This window comes from Bradyrhizobium sp. PSBB068, assembly GCA_016839165.1.
Lineage (GTDB): Bacteria > Pseudomonadota > Alphaproteobacteria > Rhizobiales > Xanthobacteraceae > Bradyrhizobium.
In genome coordinates this window covers 5,679,074-5,695,342 of record CP069300.1, presented here as the reverse complement: position 1 = coordinate 5,695,342, position 16,269 = coordinate 5,679,074, and the positions used below count along the sequence as shown (strand labels likewise).

17 protein-coding genes are annotated in these 16,269 nt (G+C 64.9%); 8 read left to right on the top strand and 9 right to left on the bottom strand.

Going from position 1 to position 16,269, the window contains the following annotated elements:
• From JQ507_26540 to JQ507_26530, 3 genes are read left to right on the top strand one after another with little or no spacing between them, the layout of a single operon-like run.
• Entirely contained in the window at positions 1 to 621 is a 621-nt protein-coding gene (locus JQ507_26540; protein ID QRI68449.1) for a LemA family protein, read from the top strand.
• A 21-nt stretch (positions 622 to 642) separates the two neighbouring features.
• A complete protein-coding gene (locus JQ507_26535) occupies positions 643 to 1,536 on the top strand; it encodes a YgcG family protein (protein QRI68448.1) in 894 nt (297 codons plus the stop codon).
• Between the two features lie 4 nt (positions 1,537 to 1,540).
• Entirely contained in the window at positions 1,541 to 2,038 is a 498-nt protein-coding gene (locus JQ507_26530) for a TPM domain-containing protein (GenBank protein QRI68447.1), read from the top strand.
• A 415-nt stretch (positions 2,039 to 2,453) separates the two neighbouring features.
• Here JQ507_26530 and JQ507_26525 read toward each other — a convergent pair whose 3' ends face one another.
• The 3 genes from JQ507_26525 to JQ507_26515 all read right to left on the bottom strand — a co-directional run bounded on the left by JQ507_26525 (position 2,454) and on the right by JQ507_26515 (position 4,332).
• Entirely contained in the window at positions 2,454 to 3,068 is a 615-nt protein-coding gene (locus JQ507_26525; GenBank protein ID QRI68446.1) for a glutathione S-transferase family protein, read from the bottom strand.
• An 84-nt stretch (positions 3,069 to 3,152) separates the two neighbouring features.
• The gene (locus JQ507_26520) at positions 3,153 to 3,962 is read right to left on the bottom strand and encodes an MBL fold metallo-hydrolase (GenBank protein QRI68445.1); all 810 of its coding nucleotides are present in this window, start codon (positions 3,960 to 3,962) and stop codon (positions 3,153 to 3,155) included.
• The gene (locus tag JQ507_26515; protein QRI73524.1) at positions 3,955 to 4,332 is read right to left on the bottom strand and encodes a cyclic nucleotide-binding domain-containing protein; all 378 of its coding nucleotides are present in this window, start codon (positions 4,330 to 4,332) and stop codon (positions 3,955 to 3,957) included. Before JQ507_26515 ends, JQ507_26520 begins: the two co-directional genes overlap by 8 nt.
• Positions 4,333 to 4,536: 204 nt before the next feature.
• Between JQ507_26515 and JQ507_26510 the strand changes: the two genes are divergently transcribed.
• The 3 genes from JQ507_26510 to JQ507_26500 all read left to right on the top strand — a co-directional run bounded on the left by JQ507_26510 (position 4,537) and on the right by JQ507_26500 (position 7,489).
• Positions 4,537 to 5,592: a hypothetical protein gene (locus JQ507_26510; protein ID QRI68444.1), complete on the top strand. Its 1,056-nt coding sequence runs from the start codon at positions 4,537 to 4,539 to the stop codon at positions 5,590 to 5,592.
• Between the two features lie 91 nt (positions 5,593 to 5,683).
• Positions 5,684 to 7,231: a hypothetical protein gene (locus tag JQ507_26505; GenBank protein QRI68443.1), complete on the top strand. Its 1,548-nt coding sequence runs from the start codon at positions 5,684 to 5,686 to the stop codon at positions 7,229 to 7,231.
• Between the two features lie 93 nt (positions 7,232 to 7,324).
• Complete coding sequence (locus tag JQ507_26500) at positions 7,325 to 7,489, top strand: hypothetical protein (protein ID QRI68442.1); 165 nt, start codon at positions 7,325 to 7,327, stop codon at positions 7,487 to 7,489.
• 51 nt (positions 7,490 to 7,540) lie between these two features.
• Here JQ507_26500 and JQ507_26495 read toward each other — a convergent pair whose 3' ends face one another.
• Positions 7,541 to 8,746 (bottom strand): CoA transferase, encoded by a 1,206-nt coding sequence (locus JQ507_26495; protein ID QRI68441.1) that lies wholly within the window; start codon positions 8,744 to 8,746, stop codon positions 7,541 to 7,543.
• Between the two features lie 210 nt (positions 8,747 to 8,956).
• Positions 8,957 to 11,962, bottom strand: a complete 3,006-nt coding sequence (putA, locus tag JQ507_26490) for a bifunctional proline dehydrogenase/L-glutamate gamma-semialdehyde dehydrogenase PutA (protein ID QRI68440.1) — start codon at positions 11,960 to 11,962, stop codon at positions 8,957 to 8,959.
• A 125-nt stretch (positions 11,963 to 12,087) separates the two neighbouring features.
• Here putA and JQ507_26485 point away from each other — a divergent pair, with 125 nt between their 5' ends.
• Both JQ507_26485 and JQ507_26480 read left to right on the top strand, forming a co-directional pair.
• Positions 12,088 to 12,552 carry an Lrp/AsnC ligand binding domain-containing protein gene (locus JQ507_26485; GenBank protein ID QRI73523.1) on the top strand — a complete coding sequence of 155 codons (465 nt, stop codon included), beginning with the start codon at positions 12,088 to 12,090 and terminating at the stop codon, positions 12,550 to 12,552.
• An 80-nt stretch (positions 12,553 to 12,632) separates the two neighbouring features.
• Positions 12,633 to 13,283 carry a hypothetical protein gene (locus JQ507_26480; protein ID QRI68439.1) on the top strand — a complete coding sequence of 217 codons (651 nt, stop codon included), beginning with the start codon at positions 12,633 to 12,635 and terminating at the stop codon, positions 13,281 to 13,283.
• A 414-nt stretch (positions 13,284 to 13,697) separates the two neighbouring features.
• On the opposite strand, the gene JQ507_26475 is transcribed toward JQ507_26480, so the two are convergent.
• The 4 genes from JQ507_26475 to JQ507_26460 all read right to left on the bottom strand — a co-directional run bounded on the left by JQ507_26475 (position 13,698) and on the right by JQ507_26460 (position 16,141).
• Positions 13,698 to 13,898: a cold-shock protein gene (locus JQ507_26475; GenBank protein QRI68438.1), complete on the bottom strand. Its 201-nt coding sequence runs from the start codon at positions 13,896 to 13,898 to the stop codon at positions 13,698 to 13,700.
• 283 nt (positions 13,899 to 14,181) lie between these two features.
• On the bottom strand, positions 14,182 to 14,493 hold the full coding sequence (locus JQ507_26470; protein QRI68437.1) for a cytochrome c: 312 nt from the start codon (positions 14,491 to 14,493) through the stop codon (positions 14,182 to 14,184).
• Between the two features lie 11 nt (positions 14,494 to 14,504).
• Positions 14,505 to 15,704 (bottom strand): molybdopterin-dependent oxidoreductase, encoded by a 1,200-nt coding sequence (locus JQ507_26465; protein ID QRI68436.1) that lies wholly within the window; start codon positions 15,702 to 15,704, stop codon positions 14,505 to 14,507.
• A gap of 209 nt (positions 15,705 to 15,913) precedes the next feature.
• Positions 15,914 to 16,141, bottom strand: coding sequence for a hypothetical protein (locus tag JQ507_26460; protein ID QRI68435.1), 228 nt, complete (start codon positions 16,139 to 16,141; stop codon positions 15,914 to 15,916).
• Positions 16,142 to 16,269: the final 128 nt, after the last annotated feature.

Sequence of the window (16,269 nt, the reverse complement as noted above, 5' to 3'; positions counted from 1 at the left end):
ATGCGCAAGCTTTGGACCGTGCTGGCAGCGCTGGCGACCTTGAGCCTGACCAACTGCGGCTACAACGCGATCCAGACCAATGACGAGCAGGTCAAGTCGAGCTGGTCGGAAGTGGTGAATCAGTACCAGCGGCGTGCCGACCTGGTGCCGAACCTGGTCAACTCGGTGAAGGGTTTTGCGCAGCAGGAGAAGGACGTGCTGCTCGGCGTCACCAACGCGCGCGCCAAGGTCGGCAGCATCCAGGCCACGCCCGAGGTGCTCAACGACCCCGCGGCATTCCAGAAGTTCACGCAGGCGCAGGGCGAATTGACCAGCGCGCTGTCGCGGCTGCTGGTCGTCACCGAGAATTACCCGCAGCTGAAATCGGATGCGCTGTTCCGCGACCTGATGGCGCAGCTCGAGGGCACCGAGAACCGCATCACGGTGGCGCGCAATCGCTATATCAAGGCGGTGCAGGACTATAACGTCGGCATCCGCACCTTCCCGAACAATCTGACGGCGATGGCGTTCGGCTACAAGGAGAAGCCGAACTTCTCGGTCGAGAATGAGAAGGAGATTTCGACCGCGCCGAAGGTCGATTTCAATCCGCCGCCATCTCCCGCGGCTGCGCCGTCGAAATAGCGCCGTCGGGCGCCCGTCGCGATGATCGCCGCACGCGTCATCCTGTTCGCCTTCCTGCTGGGCATCATCTGCCCGGCATGGGCCGAGGTCGCGGTGCCTCAGCTCACGGGCCGCGTCGTCGACCAGACCGGCACGCTATCTGCAGGCGATATCGCGTCACTGAACGACAAACTCAGGGATCTGGAGACCCGCAAGGGCAGCCAGATCGCAGTGCTGATCGTGCCGACGACGGCTGAGGAGACCATCGAGCAGTTCTCGATCCGCGTCGCCGAGGCCTGGAAGATCGGGCGCAAGAAGGTCGACGATGGCGCGCTGTTCGTCGTCGCCAAGAACGACCGGCATTTGCGCATCGAGGTCGGCTACGGCCTCGAAGGCGTGCTGAGCGACGTCGTCACCCACCGCATCATCGACGAGGACATCACGCCGAAATTCAAGGCCGGCGATTTCGCCGCGGGCATCTCGGCCGGCGTCGACCGGATGATCCGCCTCGTCAATGGCGAGCAATTGCCGGCGCCGGAGCCCGAGCATTGGCAGGGGCCCAATCTCGTCGATCTCGCCAATCCGGTGACGATCTTCATCGTCATCATCGTGGCCAGCGTACTGCGCGCGATACTGGGGCGGCTGTTGGGCTCGGTCGCGACCGGCGGCATCGTCGGCGCGTTCGCCTGGATGGTTGCCGGCTCGCTCGCCACCGCGGTCGTCGTCGGGCTGTTCGCCGCCGTCGCGGCGCTGATCTTCGGCGGCTTGAACTTCGGCGGCCCCGCGGCGGGCTCGGGACCCTACCGGCGCGGCGGCGGTTATTCCGGCGGCTGGTCCGGCGGCGGTGGCTGGGGTGGCGGCGGCTCGAGTTCGAGCGGCGGCTTCAGCGGCGGAGGCGGCGGCTTCGGTGGCGGCGGCGCCTCGGGGAGCTGGTAGGGATATGGGCATCAAGCGTATCGGCAAGCATCTGCTCGAACATCGTTGGCGCGTTCGGCGCGAGTTTCCACCGCGCGTGCTCGACGCCATCGAGCAGGCGATCAAGGCCGGCGAGGCCACCCATTCCGGGCAGATCCGCTTCGTCGTCGAGGGCGCGCTCGACGGTGTGCCGTTGTTCCGCGATCAGCCGGCGCGGGAGCGGGCGCTCGACGTGTTCTCGCATTTGCGGATCTGGGACACCCATCACAACAATGGTGTGCTGATCTATCTGTTGCTCGCCGACCGCGACGTCGAGATCGTTGCTGACCGCGGTATCGACGCCAAGGTCGGCCAGGCCGGTTGGAGCGCGATCTGCCGCGCGATGGAAGCCGATTTTCGCGCAGGCCGGTTCGAGCAGGGCGTGGTCAACGGCATCGCCGCGGTGTCGCGCGAGCTGGCTAAGTATTTCCCGCATGCGGAGGGCGGCCCGAACGAGCTGCCTGACAAGCCGGTGGTGATTTAGCGCACTGCTCCTCTGGAGGGGCAGGGCAATCGCAGATGCAAAGTTCAGTGTCGTCCCGGCGAAGGCCGGGACCCATAACCACAGGGCCTTGTTGTTGAACAAGGCTGTGGCTCCAGCTCGCTTTTATCACCACGCCGTGTGGTTATGCGTCCCGGATCTGCGCTCCGCTTGTCCGGGACGACGAAGTTCTTGTGCCATATGCGATTCCCCTGTCCTGGAGGAGGCGCGCCGCACGCAATTTCCGAATAATAGAATTATGCCGCTGAGTTGCCCGACATGTCAAGAACCCCGTGTCGAATGCCGGCACGCCGCCGGCTACTTTGCATGGGGTTGTTTTCGATGTTTTGTCAGCGCGCCCCTCCGGGAGGCGGGCTATATGCGATAACCCTGCCCCCAAGGGAGGGTGAAGCTCGACCTACGCCTTCACCGACGGCCGCTCGCCGACGCGATTGAACCAGGCGACGATGTTGGCGTTCGATTGATCCAGCGGCTGGCCGACCTGGTTGCCGAAATCGATCCAGCAGTAGAGCAGCATGTCGGCCAGCGTGAAGCGTTCGCCGCAGATGTATTTGCGGCCGTCGGCCATCTGGTCATCGAGCCATTTGATGCGGTTGGCGGCGATCATCTTCAAGCCCGGCGAGGCTTCGGGCGCCACCGGAATCCGCTTCTCGAAGAATTTCAGCGCCTCGCCGAAGCGGTAGCCGTTGGCGAGCGGCTCGGCGATGTTGAGATCGACGCGGCGCGTCCACATCCGGCACTCCGCGCGCTCTTCGGGCGTGGTGCCGATCATCGCAGGCGAGGGGTGCTTCTCCTCGAGATATTCGCAGATCGCGGTGATCTCCGAGAGGTAGTTGCCGCAATCGAGCTCGAGCGCCGGCATCTGGCCGTGCGGATTGCGCCTCAGATGCGCCTCCTCGCGGTTCTCGCCCTTGCGCAGGTCGACGGTCTGCTTGGGGATCTCGATGCCCTTCTCGGCCATGAACATGCGCACGATGCGCGGATTGGGCCCGATCGAGTCGTAAAGCTTCATGGTCCTCTCTCCCTGTCTTCTTGCTTTGTTGTGACTGTTGAACAGGCCGCGAATGGATTTGTCAAATGTACGGGAGGGCGAAGATCAATCGTCGAGCTTGTTGAGGTCGCGCACCGACTGCATGATCGGCTCGAAGTTCGAGCGGGCATCGAGTGCGTCGAACAGCTGCGCGGTGTCCTCGAGCAGGGCGTGCGAGCGTTGCAGCGCGATCCGCACGTCGTCTTGCGGCGTATCGGACAGGCGGCCATGACCCGACAGCAGGATCTTGGAATTGAGGCCCTTCAGCCGTTCCAGCGACTGGATGTAATCGGCGATCGAGCCGGAGCCGAACACGCCGCCCATCACGCCACCCGGCATCAACGTGTCGGCGGCGAACAACAGGCCCTTGTCCTGATCGAACAGCGAGATGCAGGCCGAGGTGTGACCCGGCGTATACATCACGTTGAGGCGGAAATTGCCGAGGTCGATCAGATTGCCTTCCTCGAGCCAGATGTCGACGTCGATCGGCGCGTTCGGTTCGTTGAACATCTTGCGCAGCATCGAGAAGTCGTCGCGCAGCATGATCTTGTTGGCGGCGAGCCGGTGTGCGGCGATGTAAGCTGAGCCGTGGAAATGATAGGCCGCTCCGATGTGGTCGAGATGCTCGTGGCTCAGCACCACCATGTCGATCATCGCGGGCGTCACCCCGAGATGGTCGAGACAGGCGACGAGCGAGGGATAATTGGTCGACAGCCCGACGTCGATCATGATGGTCCGCTTGCTGCCGCGCACCAGATAGGCGTTCGCCGCGCGGTTCTTGAAGCGGATCTGGTAGACGTCGTCGGCTGCCTGGATCAGGGTGGCGACGTCGGCCTCGAACAGCGTTCTGAACGGGCTTGGTTTGCGCTCACTCATGTGCGGCCGCCGCCCGGTAAGTGACGGCGTTGGACGCGCGCAGGCGTTTCGAGAGCGCATCCATCACCATCAGCGCGAAGGCCGGCTGCTGGCTGACCAGGTAGACGAAGCGGGCGTGGTTGATCCGCATCACGCGCGTCGCGGGCGCGGAGGCGATGGCGGTTGCCGAGCGCGCCGAGCCGTCGATCACGGCCATCTCGCCGAAGAACTCGCCTTTGCCGAGGCTGACGATGACGGTCTTGTTTCCGCCATCGATCTTGGCGATGTCGACCGTGCCGTCGAGCACGACGAACAACTCGCGGCCGGTCGAGCCTTCCTCAAAAATGACGTCATCGACATCAAATTCCTTGATGCACTTCTCGATCGTCATGGCACTCCCCTGCCTTCTGGCTGGAAGATGGCGGTATGTTAATTGGGAAAGCGCCGCGCGCAAACGGAGCTGACGCAGATTGCCGCAGCGCCGCATCGCCCAAATCCGGCCCGGAAAACTCCCTAAAATTTAGGTAATGGCGCGACGGGGTAACCATTTCGCAAGCAATAAAAGTTACCGAATTGTCAACCTAGCCTGGAGACTTTGAACGTGAGTGAGCAGCAGAGCAAGCCGGTCAGCGGTCAGACCGGCGCCGAAATGGCGGCGAAGAGCGAGCCCGCAATGGCCGCGGCCGGTGTCGAGGCTCCGAGGCTCGCGCCCGAGCAGGAAGAGACGTCGCCAAAGGCCGACGCGCCCAGGATGGACGCGCCGAAGGTTGAATCCCCCAAGGTTGAGCCGTCCCGGCTCGATCCCATGATCGAGGCCAAGATCGACGCCAAGCTCGATGCCAAGATCGAGCCGACCAATATGGATGTGCCCAAGGTCGAGACCGGCAAGCGAGCAGAGCCGCGTTTCCCGGGCAAGCTGATGATCATGGCGCCCGGTGACCGGACCTGGGATCATGAGGCGACCGCCTCCAAGCCGGGCGCCGAGCAGGCTGCCAAACCGGCCGGCACCCGTCGGTTCGGGGCGATGGCCGCGGTGATCGCGCTGGCGACTGTGGCAGGCGCCATCGGTGGCGCGCTCGCGACCGCGGGCCTCGGCCATCTCACCAGCCCAGCCGCTGCCTCCGCCAAGGATACGGCTGCCAAGGAGACGGCCGCCAAGGACGCGCTCGACGCCTCGATCGCCAGGATCGATGGCGAAATCGCTGCCCTGAAGTCCAGCATCGACCAGACCGCCAGGAACGGGACCGTTCAGTTCAGCAAGGCCAGCGAGCGGATCGAGAAGGTCGAGAAGGCCCAGGCCGAGCCGATCGCCAGGCTCAACAAGCTCAGCGAGACCGTCGACAAGCTCCGCGCCCCGCAGACGACCGTCGCGGCGGCGACGCCCGCCCGCGAGGTCACGGGCTCGGTCACCCCGGCGGCTGCCGCGGCTGCACCGGCCGCGCCGAGGCCGGAGGTCGGCCGCCTGCCGGTGGTCGACGGCTGGGCGCTGCGCGACGTCGGCAATGGTGGCGCGCTGATCGAGGGCCGCGGCGGCATCTACGAGGTCTATGCTGGCGATCCCGTCCCAGGCCTTGGCCGCGTCGACGCCATCCGCAAGCAGGACGGCCGCTGGGTGGTGGTCACCAGCAAGGGTCTGATCGTTTCGCGTTGATTGCGGAAAGACGACGATACCAAGGCGCTTCACCGCGATGTGAAGCGCCTTTTTTCTTGAATAGGGTTTGCCGCGCGGTGTTAGTGGAGGCATGGGCCGCGCGCTGAAATGCCTCCTGATAATGTCCGTTCTGCTCGGTGCCGCCGTGCCTGCACGCGCCGCAGAGGATCGCGCGCTCGAGCGTGGCGTGGCGGTGATCGATCCCGCGATTCTGCGCGAGCTCGATCACAGCCGCTTCAGCCTCGGCCGGATGCTCGCGCCGGATCGCTCCGCCGACACGCCGTTGTCCAATCGCGACCTGTTCGCCTTGCCCGCTCTGGTGCCGGTGCGCGAGGCGCTCGACCACGAATTCGATCGATATGTATCGAAGCATCAGGCAAGCCTGCCGAACGAGAGCATCGGCGTCGGCGACGCTTTTGCGTTTCAGCTGTTCGACCGTGCGCTGCTGGGGTCACCTGATGTCCGCTTCGTGCTGGCTGGCATCGTCAACCGCATGGACCGCGCCTATGTGGCGCCGAAGGACTGCGGCGAGATCCGGCTGATCTATCGACTGACGCGCACCGATGTGCCGCTGATCGGCGAGAACGCGGTCTCGCAGCGGCTGCCGATGACGCTGAACCTGGTGCTGAAGGCGAAGGGCGACGGCAATGACGCGTCGCTCAGCTGCCGCGAGATCGCGCGGCGCTGGCTCGCGACCGCTAGCGCGCCGCCTGCGATGGATAAATTGTTCGGCAAGGACGGGCCGCTCGATTTGATCGATGCCCGGAATATCGATCGCATCGAGACCAATCTGCAGATTGCGCACGCGCCGAAATCCGCGGTGCGCGATTTCCGCACCGACTATCTGCTCAAGGTGTTCGACTATGACGGCGCGGCAAAACGCTTTGCCGAGGCGCCGCTGGAGAACCAGATCGATCGCGACCGCATCCTGGCAGACGAGGCGCTCAAGCGCGACTTCAAGGCCTGGCTGCTCGATCCCAAACATTTTGTCGAACTCGATCGCGGCACCTTGCTGATCCCGGATCGCTTCCTCGCAATCTCGGCGGTGGCGCCCACTCCGATCGGTTTCGATGTCAGCAACCTCGAGCCCGAATTCGGCCTGGTGCAGGGCGAGGGGACGTCCGGCGACGCGGTGTTCTCGGACAGCGATGTCGTCGGTGCCTTGCAGAAGGCCGCGTCGGACGGAACGCGGCTGCAAATCATCCAGTCGCTGGCCGGCTTCGAACGACGCCTCAACGACGTCACCTGCGCCGGTTGCCACCAGACCCGCGGCATCGGCGGTTTTCATTTCCCGGGCGTCGACTGGATGGCAGCAAAGCCGTCGAACTCCACCGTGGTGCCGGCCTCGCCGCACTTCTTCGGCGACCAGCCTCGCCGCCGCGATATCCTCTCAAGCTTCCGCGACGGCAAGACGCCGGATTTTTCCCGCGGCTTCTCCAACCGGCCGCAGCTGCGGGCCAGCGCCGAGCTTGCCGGCACTGAGTACAGCGACGGCTGGGGCGCGCATTGCTATCTGCCGGGCACCAAGCCGGCCGAGGCCGACCGCAGTTTCCGCGGCTGGACCTGTGCCGAGGGGCTAGCGTGCCAGGTCGCGGGGAAGACCTCGCGGATGGGGATGTGCTTCGTAAAGGGGAGGTAACTCCTCACTGGAACCGAAGCGTCTCCGCGTCATTATTTGATGCTACACTCGAGCTTGCCAAAGACCTGAAGCTCTTGACCGGAGACCGGCCTGATGAGTGCTTCCGAGGACAACAAGCAACGCAACCGCGAGATCGCGGCCAACGAGGCCGAGCGTCAGGCGGTCAGTGCCGTCCGCGTCAGCAGCTGGGCGATCGGGCTCGCGGTCATCATCGGCATCATCGTGGTAGCCATCGTCTGGGCCTGGATGAAACGTTGATCCCGGATTTCGTTTCGCTCCATCCGGGCCACTCACGACGTGGTCGATGTGCTATGCCACCGCGCCGGACGCACGCAGCTTCCGGATCGTGGCCTCGTCGTAGCCGGCCTGGCGCAGGATCTCGTCGGAATGCTCGCCGACCTCGGGCGGCTTGCGCGGCTGCACCTTCTTGGCGCCGTCGATGAAGATCGGGCTGTTGACGGTCAGCATGGTGTCGTTCTCGAAGCGCACCAGCACCTCGTTCTCGATCATCTGCTTGTCGTTCGGGATGTCGTCGAGGATGCCGACGACGCCGAACACCAGGCCGTTGCCGTCGAGGATCTTGCGCCATTCTGCGAGATCCTTGCTCGCGAACACCTCGTCGAAGATCTTGATCAGCTCGACCGAGCGCGCATGGCGGTCAGCTTTGGTCGCGAAGCGGGCATCGGCGACGAGGTCCTCGCGGCCCATGCAGCGCGCCAGCGTCGGCCATTGCCGGTCTTCGTTGAGCAGCGACAGGATCAGCCAGCGGCCGTCCCTGCACTTGTAGTGGTTGGTGACGGCGTTGAGCGCCTCTTCGCGCGGCTTGCGCTTCTTGAACTTGGCGCCGGCGAGCTTGGCCTGCGCCAGCACGCCATTGGCCCAGACGCCGTTGGCCATCAGATTGGTCGAGACGTGCGAGCCCTTGCCGGTCTTCTCGCGCTGGAACAGCGCGGTGACGATCGCGCCGTAGAACGCCATCGCGCAGGGGTGATCGCCCATGCCGGCGACCGAACGCGCCGGCGTGGTGTCCTCGTCGGCGCGCACCAGATCCATCAGGCCGGAGCGGGCCCAATAGGCGTTGGAATCGAAGCCGGGCTTGTTGGCCTCTTCACCCTTCTCGCCATAGCCGGTGAAGGACGCGTAGATCAGCCGGTCGTTGAGATGGCCGAGATGGTCGTGGGTGATGCCGAGCTTTTCGCGCACTTGCGGCGGCATGTTGGTGATGAACACGTCGGCCTCGGCGACGAGCTTGTAGAGCACCTCGCGCGCCTCGGGCTTGGTCAGATCGAGCGCGAGGCTCTTCTTGTTGCGGGCCTCCAGCATCCACGCGAAATTATGCTCGCTTGCGGGATAGCCGGGCAGATTGGGCAGGTTGCGGTAGGGATCGCCGGCGCCGGGCGGCTCGATCTTGATGACGTCGGCGCCGAAGTCGGACAGCACGGTGGCGGCCGCGGGCGCCGCGATGAAGCTCGCGCAGTCCAGGACCTTGAGCCCGTCAAAAATGCCTTTTTCCATCGTGCCCTCGCTCCCGTGGCGCTTGTTGGTGTTTTTCCGGTAGCTGGAATTATCGCGTGCGATCATTCCGATCGGATCGCCATTTGACCCATCTCGGGGGCACGATGCAACGGGTTGTTGGGGCGTCATTGCGAAAGGAGCGAAGCAATCCATACCTGACCTCGGGGATGGATTGCTTCGTGGCTTCGCTCCTCGCAATGACGCGTCCGACTACTCGACCCCTGCCATCAGCGCGGCGTTGCCGCCGGCGGCGGCGGTGTTGATCGTGATCGTCTGCTCGGTGGCGAACCGCGCAAGATAGTGCGGGCCGCCGGCCTTGGGGCCGGTGCCCGAGAGGCCACTGCCGCCGAACGGCTGCACGCCGACGACCGCGCCGATCATGTTGCGGTTGACATAGATGTTGCCGACCTGAAGGCGCTCGATCACGTGTTCGATGGTGTCGTCGATGCGGGAATGGATGCCGAGCGTCAGTCCGAAGCCGGTTGCCTCGATCGCGGCGAGCACCTCACCGAGCCGCTCGGCGCGATAGCGCACGACGTGCAGGATCGGGCCGAACACCTCTTCGCTGAGCTGGCTTGCCGACGACAGCTCGAAGATATGCGGCGCGACGAAATTGCCTAATGGCGCCTCGCCGGCGAGATGCACCCGCGCCTGCTGTTTCATCCGCGCGATATGCGCGTCGAGTCGTTGCTTGGCCTCAGCATCGATCACCGGTCCGACATGCGTCGATGGCTCGGAGGGATCGCCGATCTTCAATTCGCGCGCGGCGCCCGCGATCATCTCGATCATGCGGTCGGCGACGTCGTCCTGCACGAACAACAGTCTGAGCGCCGAGCAGCGCTGGCCGGCGGAACGGAACGCCGAGGTCACGACATCGTCGGCGACCTGCTCGGGCAGCGCGGTGGCATCGACGATCATGGCATTGATGCCGCCGGTCTCGGCGATCAGCGGTACGATCGGGCCGTCCTTGGCCGCGAGCGTCCGGTTGATCGAGCGCGCCACCTCCGTCGAGCCGGTGAAGACCACGCCGGCGATGGCGGGATGATTGACCAGCGCCGCGCCGGCCGCGCCGTCGCCTTGAACCAGATGCAGCGCCGACGTCGGCACGCCCGCCTGATGCAGCAGGGCGACGGCCTCGGCCGCAATGCGCGGCGTTTGCTCGGCCGGCTTTGCGATCACTGCATTGCCGGCCATCAGTGCCGCCGTCACCTGGCCGAGGAAGATCGCGAGCGGGAAATTCCATGGCGAGATCGCGACGAACGCGCCGCGGCCGTGCAACTCCAGCACGTTGCTCTCGCCGGTCGGCCCCGGCATCGTCTCGCCTTGCTCGAACAGCGTCCGGCCTTGTGCCGCATAGTAGCGGCAGAAGTCGATCGCCTCGCGCACCTCGGAGAGTGCGTCGTCGAGCGTCTTGCCTCCTTCGCTCTGCAGCAGTGCGAGGAAGTGGGCACGGCGCTGCGCGAGCAGATCGGCAGCCTTGTCCAGCATGGCCGCGCGCCGTGTGGCCGGCGTCGCGTTCCAGGCCTTGAAGCCGCTGCGTGCGGCGGCGACGGCGGCATTCGCCTGTTCGTTCGTCGATGCCGCGACCGCACCAGACGCCGCCTTGGGTTCGACTGTTATCGCCGACGTCAACGCATCGAGCGCCTTTCGCTCGCCGAACTCGATGCCGTGCGAATTCTCGCGCTGCGGCCGGTAAAGATCGGCCGGCAGCGGAATTCCGGAATACGCCGCGTTGTCATCGGCGCCGATGATCTCGGCAGGGCGGCGCAACAGGTCCACGATGGAGACGCGATTGTCCGCGGCCAGCGCCACAAACGACGAATTGGCGCCGTTCTCGAGCAGGCGCCGCACCAGATAGGCGAGCAGGTCGCGGTGGCTGCCGACCGGCGCATAAGTGCGGTGGGCGATCTCAGGACGATCCTGGCCGAGCTGCGCGTAGAGCGCCTCGCCCATGCCATGCAGCCGCTGGAATTCGAAGCTTGAGGGATCGTCCGACAGTTCGAGGATGGTCGCGACGGTCAACGCGTTGTGGGTGGCAAATTGCGGAAACAGCTGCGGCCGCAGCGCCAGCAGCTTGCGCGCACAGGTGATGTAGTTCAGGTCGGTCATCGCCTTGCGGGTGAACACCGGATAGCCGTCGAGCCCACGCTCCTGCGCGCGCTTGATCTCGGTGTCCCAATAGGCGCCCTTGACGAGGCGCACCATCATCCTGCGGTCGAGTGCGCGCGTCAGCGCGTCGATATAGTCGATCACGTCGGTGGCGCGCTTCTGATAGGCCTGGATCGCAAGCCCGAAGCCGCTCCAGCCGGCGAGCGACGGATCGGCGAAGGCAGCCGCGATGACGTCGAGCGACAGCTCCAGCCGGTCGGCCTCCTCGGCATCGACGGTGAAGTTGAGGTCGTACGCCTTGGCGCGGCGCGCCAGGTCGATCAGCTGCGGCACCAGCTCGCCCATCACCCGCGCATGGCTCACCGCCTCGAACCGCGGATGCAGTGCGGACAGCTTGACCGAGATGCCGGGCCGATCGGGCAGGGCCTGATCGCCGGCCGCCTTGCCGATCGCCTCGATCGCGCGGGCGTAGGATTCGAAATAGCGGCTTGCGTCGTCGGCGGTGCGCGCGCCCTCGCCGAGCATGTCGAACGAATAGCGCGAGCCGCGCGCCGTGTGCGATTGCGCCCGCGCCAGCGCCGCCTCGATGGTTTCGCCGAGCACGAAATGGCTGCCCATCAGCCGCATCGCCTGCCGCGTCGCCGCGCGCACCGCCGGCGCGCCGAGCCGCTTGGTCAGCCGGCCGATCGTGCCCTGCGGCGTCTCGCCGGGCTGGATCACGCGCGCCGACATGCCGAGCGCCCAGGCCGAGGCGTTGACCAGGAATGCGCTGGATTTGGTCTCGTGGTTGACGAAGTCGCCCTGGCCGAGCTTGTCCTCGATGAACTGGTCGGCGGTGCGCGCGTCGGGCACGCGGAGCAGCGCCTCCGCCAGCACCATCAGCGCCAACCCCTCTTTGGTCGACAGCGCGAACTCCCGCAGCATGTCCTCGACCCCGCCGAGCGGATCGTCATTGGCCCTGATCGCTTCGATCAGGCGGGTCGCGCTGCGGTCGATCCTGGCCTCCTTGTCCGCGCCCAGCCCGGCGTTCTGACGCAGGCGGCTGGCGATCGCCGTGTCATCGGGGGCGTAGGGCGCGCTGAACGGGGGCGGGAGCTGGTCTGGCATGGCGGTTTCTCGGCGGTTCCTCGGGGTTGCACGGGAACACCTACGCGTCCGTGGACCGTAGTTCGATAGACAAATTAGCAGATTTGCCTTAGAAAATCTGGATAGTTGATGGTTTGGCCGTGGATATGACAGAAATCGACAAGACAGACCGCAAAATCCTCTCGATCCTGCAAGGGGATGGCCGGATTGCCAATGTGGAACTGGCCGAGAGGATCGGCCTGTCGCCGACCTCCGTCGGTGAACGGCTGAAGCGGCTGCAGCGCGACGGCTTCGTCGAGGGCTATGGCGCGCGACTCAATCCGCACCGGCTGGGCCTTGGCCTCCTGGTGTTCGTCGAGGTGCTGCTCGACAAGACCACGCCCGACGTGTTCGAGCGCTTCGCCAGGGCGGTGCAGACCGCGCCGGAAGTGCTGGAGTGTCACATGGTGGCCGGCGGCTTCGACTATCTGGTCAAGGCGCGCGTCGCCAACATGACCGCCTATCGCCGGTTTCTCGGCGAGACGCTGCTGGCGCTGCCGGGTGTGCGCGAGACGCGAACCTATGCGGTGATGGAGGAAGTCAAGCGCGACGCGCCGCTGCCGGTCGGCTGATCTGATCCACAGCCATGCGCCGGATACCTTGGCATCGCGCCGCACCCGCGATAATTCTCCCTCCAGTTGGGGGCCGCGACATGGACGATACCAATCAGCCGATACGTGCGAAGCGAACCGGGGTTGCCGGCGCGTTATGCGTCGCGACGTTGTCCCTGTTCGCGATGACGCCGGCCCCTGCGGCCGAGCTCAGCTCCGGCATCATGCAGCTCTACACATCGGTGTCGATCTATCCGCCGTCGGCCTCGGTGATGACGGTGTGCTACGGCTTCGTCTGCCGGCGCCGTGAGATGCTCGACTTCAGCGCGGCCGACAGAGCCGCGTTGACCCGGATCATGGCCACCGGCCGTGCCAACGCCGCCGCCGAACGCGCCGCCGTGCAAAAGGCCGTGATCTGGTTCGATCGCCGGATGGGGCCGATCCTCGGCACCAACAAGCGTGTCGCGAAAGCGGACTTCCGCGCCAACGATGATCAGCACAATTACGACTGCTGGGACACCACCCGCAACACGACCAGCCTGATGCTGGTGATGCAGACCTGGAACCTGTTCAAGTTCCACGATGTGGGGGATCCTCATTATCGCGGCTTTCAGTTGATGCAGACGCCGCACAATACCGCCGTGCTGGTGGAACGCGCCACCAAGGTGGAATGGGCCGTCGATCTCTGGCCCCGCGGTTATCTGCAACCGCCTGATGTCATGACCGTCGCCAAGTGGGTGACGGAAGACTGAACGGCTGAATGGAGGCCGGGTGGCGGCAGCAGCGTGATGAACTGGTCGCGATGATATCGCCAATAGCTGTCATGCCCCGGACGCCGCGCCCATTCGATCCATCGGCCGGATTCGGCGTCCCAGCTGTCGGCGAGATTCATGCGCGGCCCCTCGTCCCTGACGCCGTTGCGATGTTGAGCTGCGCAATCGGGTGGTCGCGCGATAGCGGATTGGCGCGTCGGCAATAGGGCGATGCCCCGATGTAACGGGCAAATGGCCAATAGCGGCACGTGGTCGATGACGGCTGGGAAAAATTCGATGCCGTGGCGCGCGGGCACCGTGCCCGCTCCGCCGAACGTCACGCGTGTGATGTTGGATTCGGCCCTCACTCCCGGATGGCGTCCGAGAGTGCGCCGCTCGATCTTGCGCGGTGCGCTAGACCTTGAGGTTCTCGGCTGACGTCTTGCCGCGATTTGCGATCTCTTCGTATTCAACCGATTGGCCTTCGTTCAGGGACTGCAGACCAGCCTTCTGAACCGCCGAAATATGCACGAAAATGTCCTTACCGCCCGTTGCGGGCTGGATGAATCCATAACCCTTGGTCGGGTTGAACCACTTCACTGTACCTTTGGGCATTCCAGTCGTCTCCGCGGAATCAATCGAAAACAGACCAGCTGGTCCCCGCACAAACCGGCTTGTCCGCACCGCACAGGATAGCAGTTTGGAAAAAGCTGGGTAGATCAAACCACGGTGTGTTTTTGCCCGGAAACAACCCGCTTTGTGGGGTTTTGGTGCCGGATTGCCTGTTTCGTGGTCAATTGATGCGCTGCAAAAACAGATCAGTTCCTCTGAGCCGAATTGGATAGGTCAACCCACGCGCGGCCTGTCGGCCAGCGCGCGGGGATGGATCGACCGCGTCTCAATAGGTCGCGGAAAGATACTCGACGATCTTGCCGACGTCGGCCTGATCGATCGGCGCACCGTAGACCTTGATCATCTTGGTCACCTCGGCCTGCCAGAAGTCTTTCTTGAACTTCTCGCCCTGCGGCTGGGTCTTGATGTAGTCCGCCGAGTGGCAGCCGGTGCAGTTGCTCTGGACCACGTCGAGGTTCGGACCCGGCTTGAACGAAGCGGTCTCCTCGGGAAGCGTGTAGTTGACGGGCGTGGCGATCGCAGCCCCGATCGAGAGGGCCGCGCCCGCGGCGAGGGAAGCAAGCAGCTTGCTGGTCATGATGCTTCTCCTCACGCCGCGGTGACGCGCACGGTTTCGACGACGTTGCGCAGATAGCCGGCGGGATTCCACAACGGATCCATCGGCTGGGTGTCGCCGGCATTGTTGGTGGCGCGCACCTTCAGCTCCGACGGGCCGGGGGGAAGCGTGACTTTCAGCTTCCATTCGCGGAAGGCGTATTTGCCGAGGTCCTTGCCGAGCTTGGCCGGTGTCCAGATCTTGCCGCCGTCGGTCGAGACCACGACCTCCTTGATGCCCTTGCCGCCGTCGAAGGCGATGCCGCGCAGCGTGGTGAGGCCGGCCTTCAGCCTGGCGCCGTCGGCAATGCTGGTCATGAACGAGCGTACCGTGAAGCGGTTGATCGGGATCGTCGCCTTCGGCGCGGTGCCGGGCTCGACCGCGTTGTTCGGCGTATCCGGAATCCGGTAGGCGGACTTCATCCAGAAGCCGTCGAACACGTTGTCGATCACCGTGATCTCGTTGAGGTGCTTCACCCAATAGGTGCCGTAATAGCCGGGCACCACGAGGCGGAGCGGAAATCCGTTGAGGAACGGCAGGTCCTCGCCGTTCATGCCCCAGGCCAGCATCACCTCGCCATCGCGCGCATGGTCGATGTCGAGCGCTTTCACGAAATCGGGCGTCGTCTCCATGACAGGGCCGTCCATGCCATTGAAGGTGACCTGCTTGGCGCCGGCCTGCACGCCGGCCATGTCGAGCACGGTCTTCAGCGGCACGCCGTGCCAGCGCGCACAGCCCATCGCGCCGTTGCCGAGCTGGCCGCCGGCGACGCGCGGATTGAAGAAGCCGCGGCTGTTGCCGGAGCACTGGTTGACGGCGACCAGCTCGATCGGCTTCAGCTTGCGGATATCCTTCAGCGACAGCCTCAGCGGCTTGTCGACCTTGCCCTTGATCTCGAGCGTGAACTTGTCCGGATCGAGGTCGTAGGGGATGCCGGCGAGGTGATAGCGGACGAAGAACGCGTTGTTCGGCGTCAGCGGACCGTCGTTGAAGATTGCAAACGGGGTTTCGAGCTGCGGCGGCCGGCTGGTCAGGCCGATCATCGGGCGCTTCTGGGGGTAGCGCACCAGCGGCCGTTCGCCGTTGTCGAAGGGCAGTGTCACGGTGTCGAGGGCGAGCGCGCCCCTTGATCCCAGCCCCGTCACCAAAGCCGCCAACCCGGCGCGCCTCATCAAGTCTCGTCGATCGAGCATTCCGCTTCCTCCGAAGCTGTTCTGTCGTGAGCTGGTCATCACCAGGCTCACCTTGGCCTGCGCGCCTTCGCATCATGGACTGCGCGCGGCGACAAATGTCGCATCGGGGAACCGCGAGTCAATTGAGCTTTCGCAGCGTTGCGTCGCAACAACGAGAAGCCCCGGTCGCGCGGGCGACCGGGGCATTTCCAGCGACGTCGAAGGTTCGATCAGTAGCAGACGTTGACGGTGCGATAGCGATAGCCGTAGGGCGTCATTACCAGGCGGGTGACGTAGCAGCCGGAGTCGACGAAGCCGACGGAGATGCCCGGGCCACCCCAGAAGTGATGGTGGTACGGATGCCAGAAGAACGGCTTGGCGGACGCCGAGGTCGGCGCCAGCGCGGCGGCGCCGAGGGTTGCGGCAGTAGCGAGAGCAAGCGTGACTTTGCGAAGCATGGTCGTCTCCTTCAGATGCGCGTTGAGCTCTGTCGCGGCGCGGTTGCAGTGTTACCCATCGCCAGTCAGTCGCATCCGGCACGGGACGCGTTCGAGCATCGCGGCTGAACGCTCCGCTGGATGTGCGG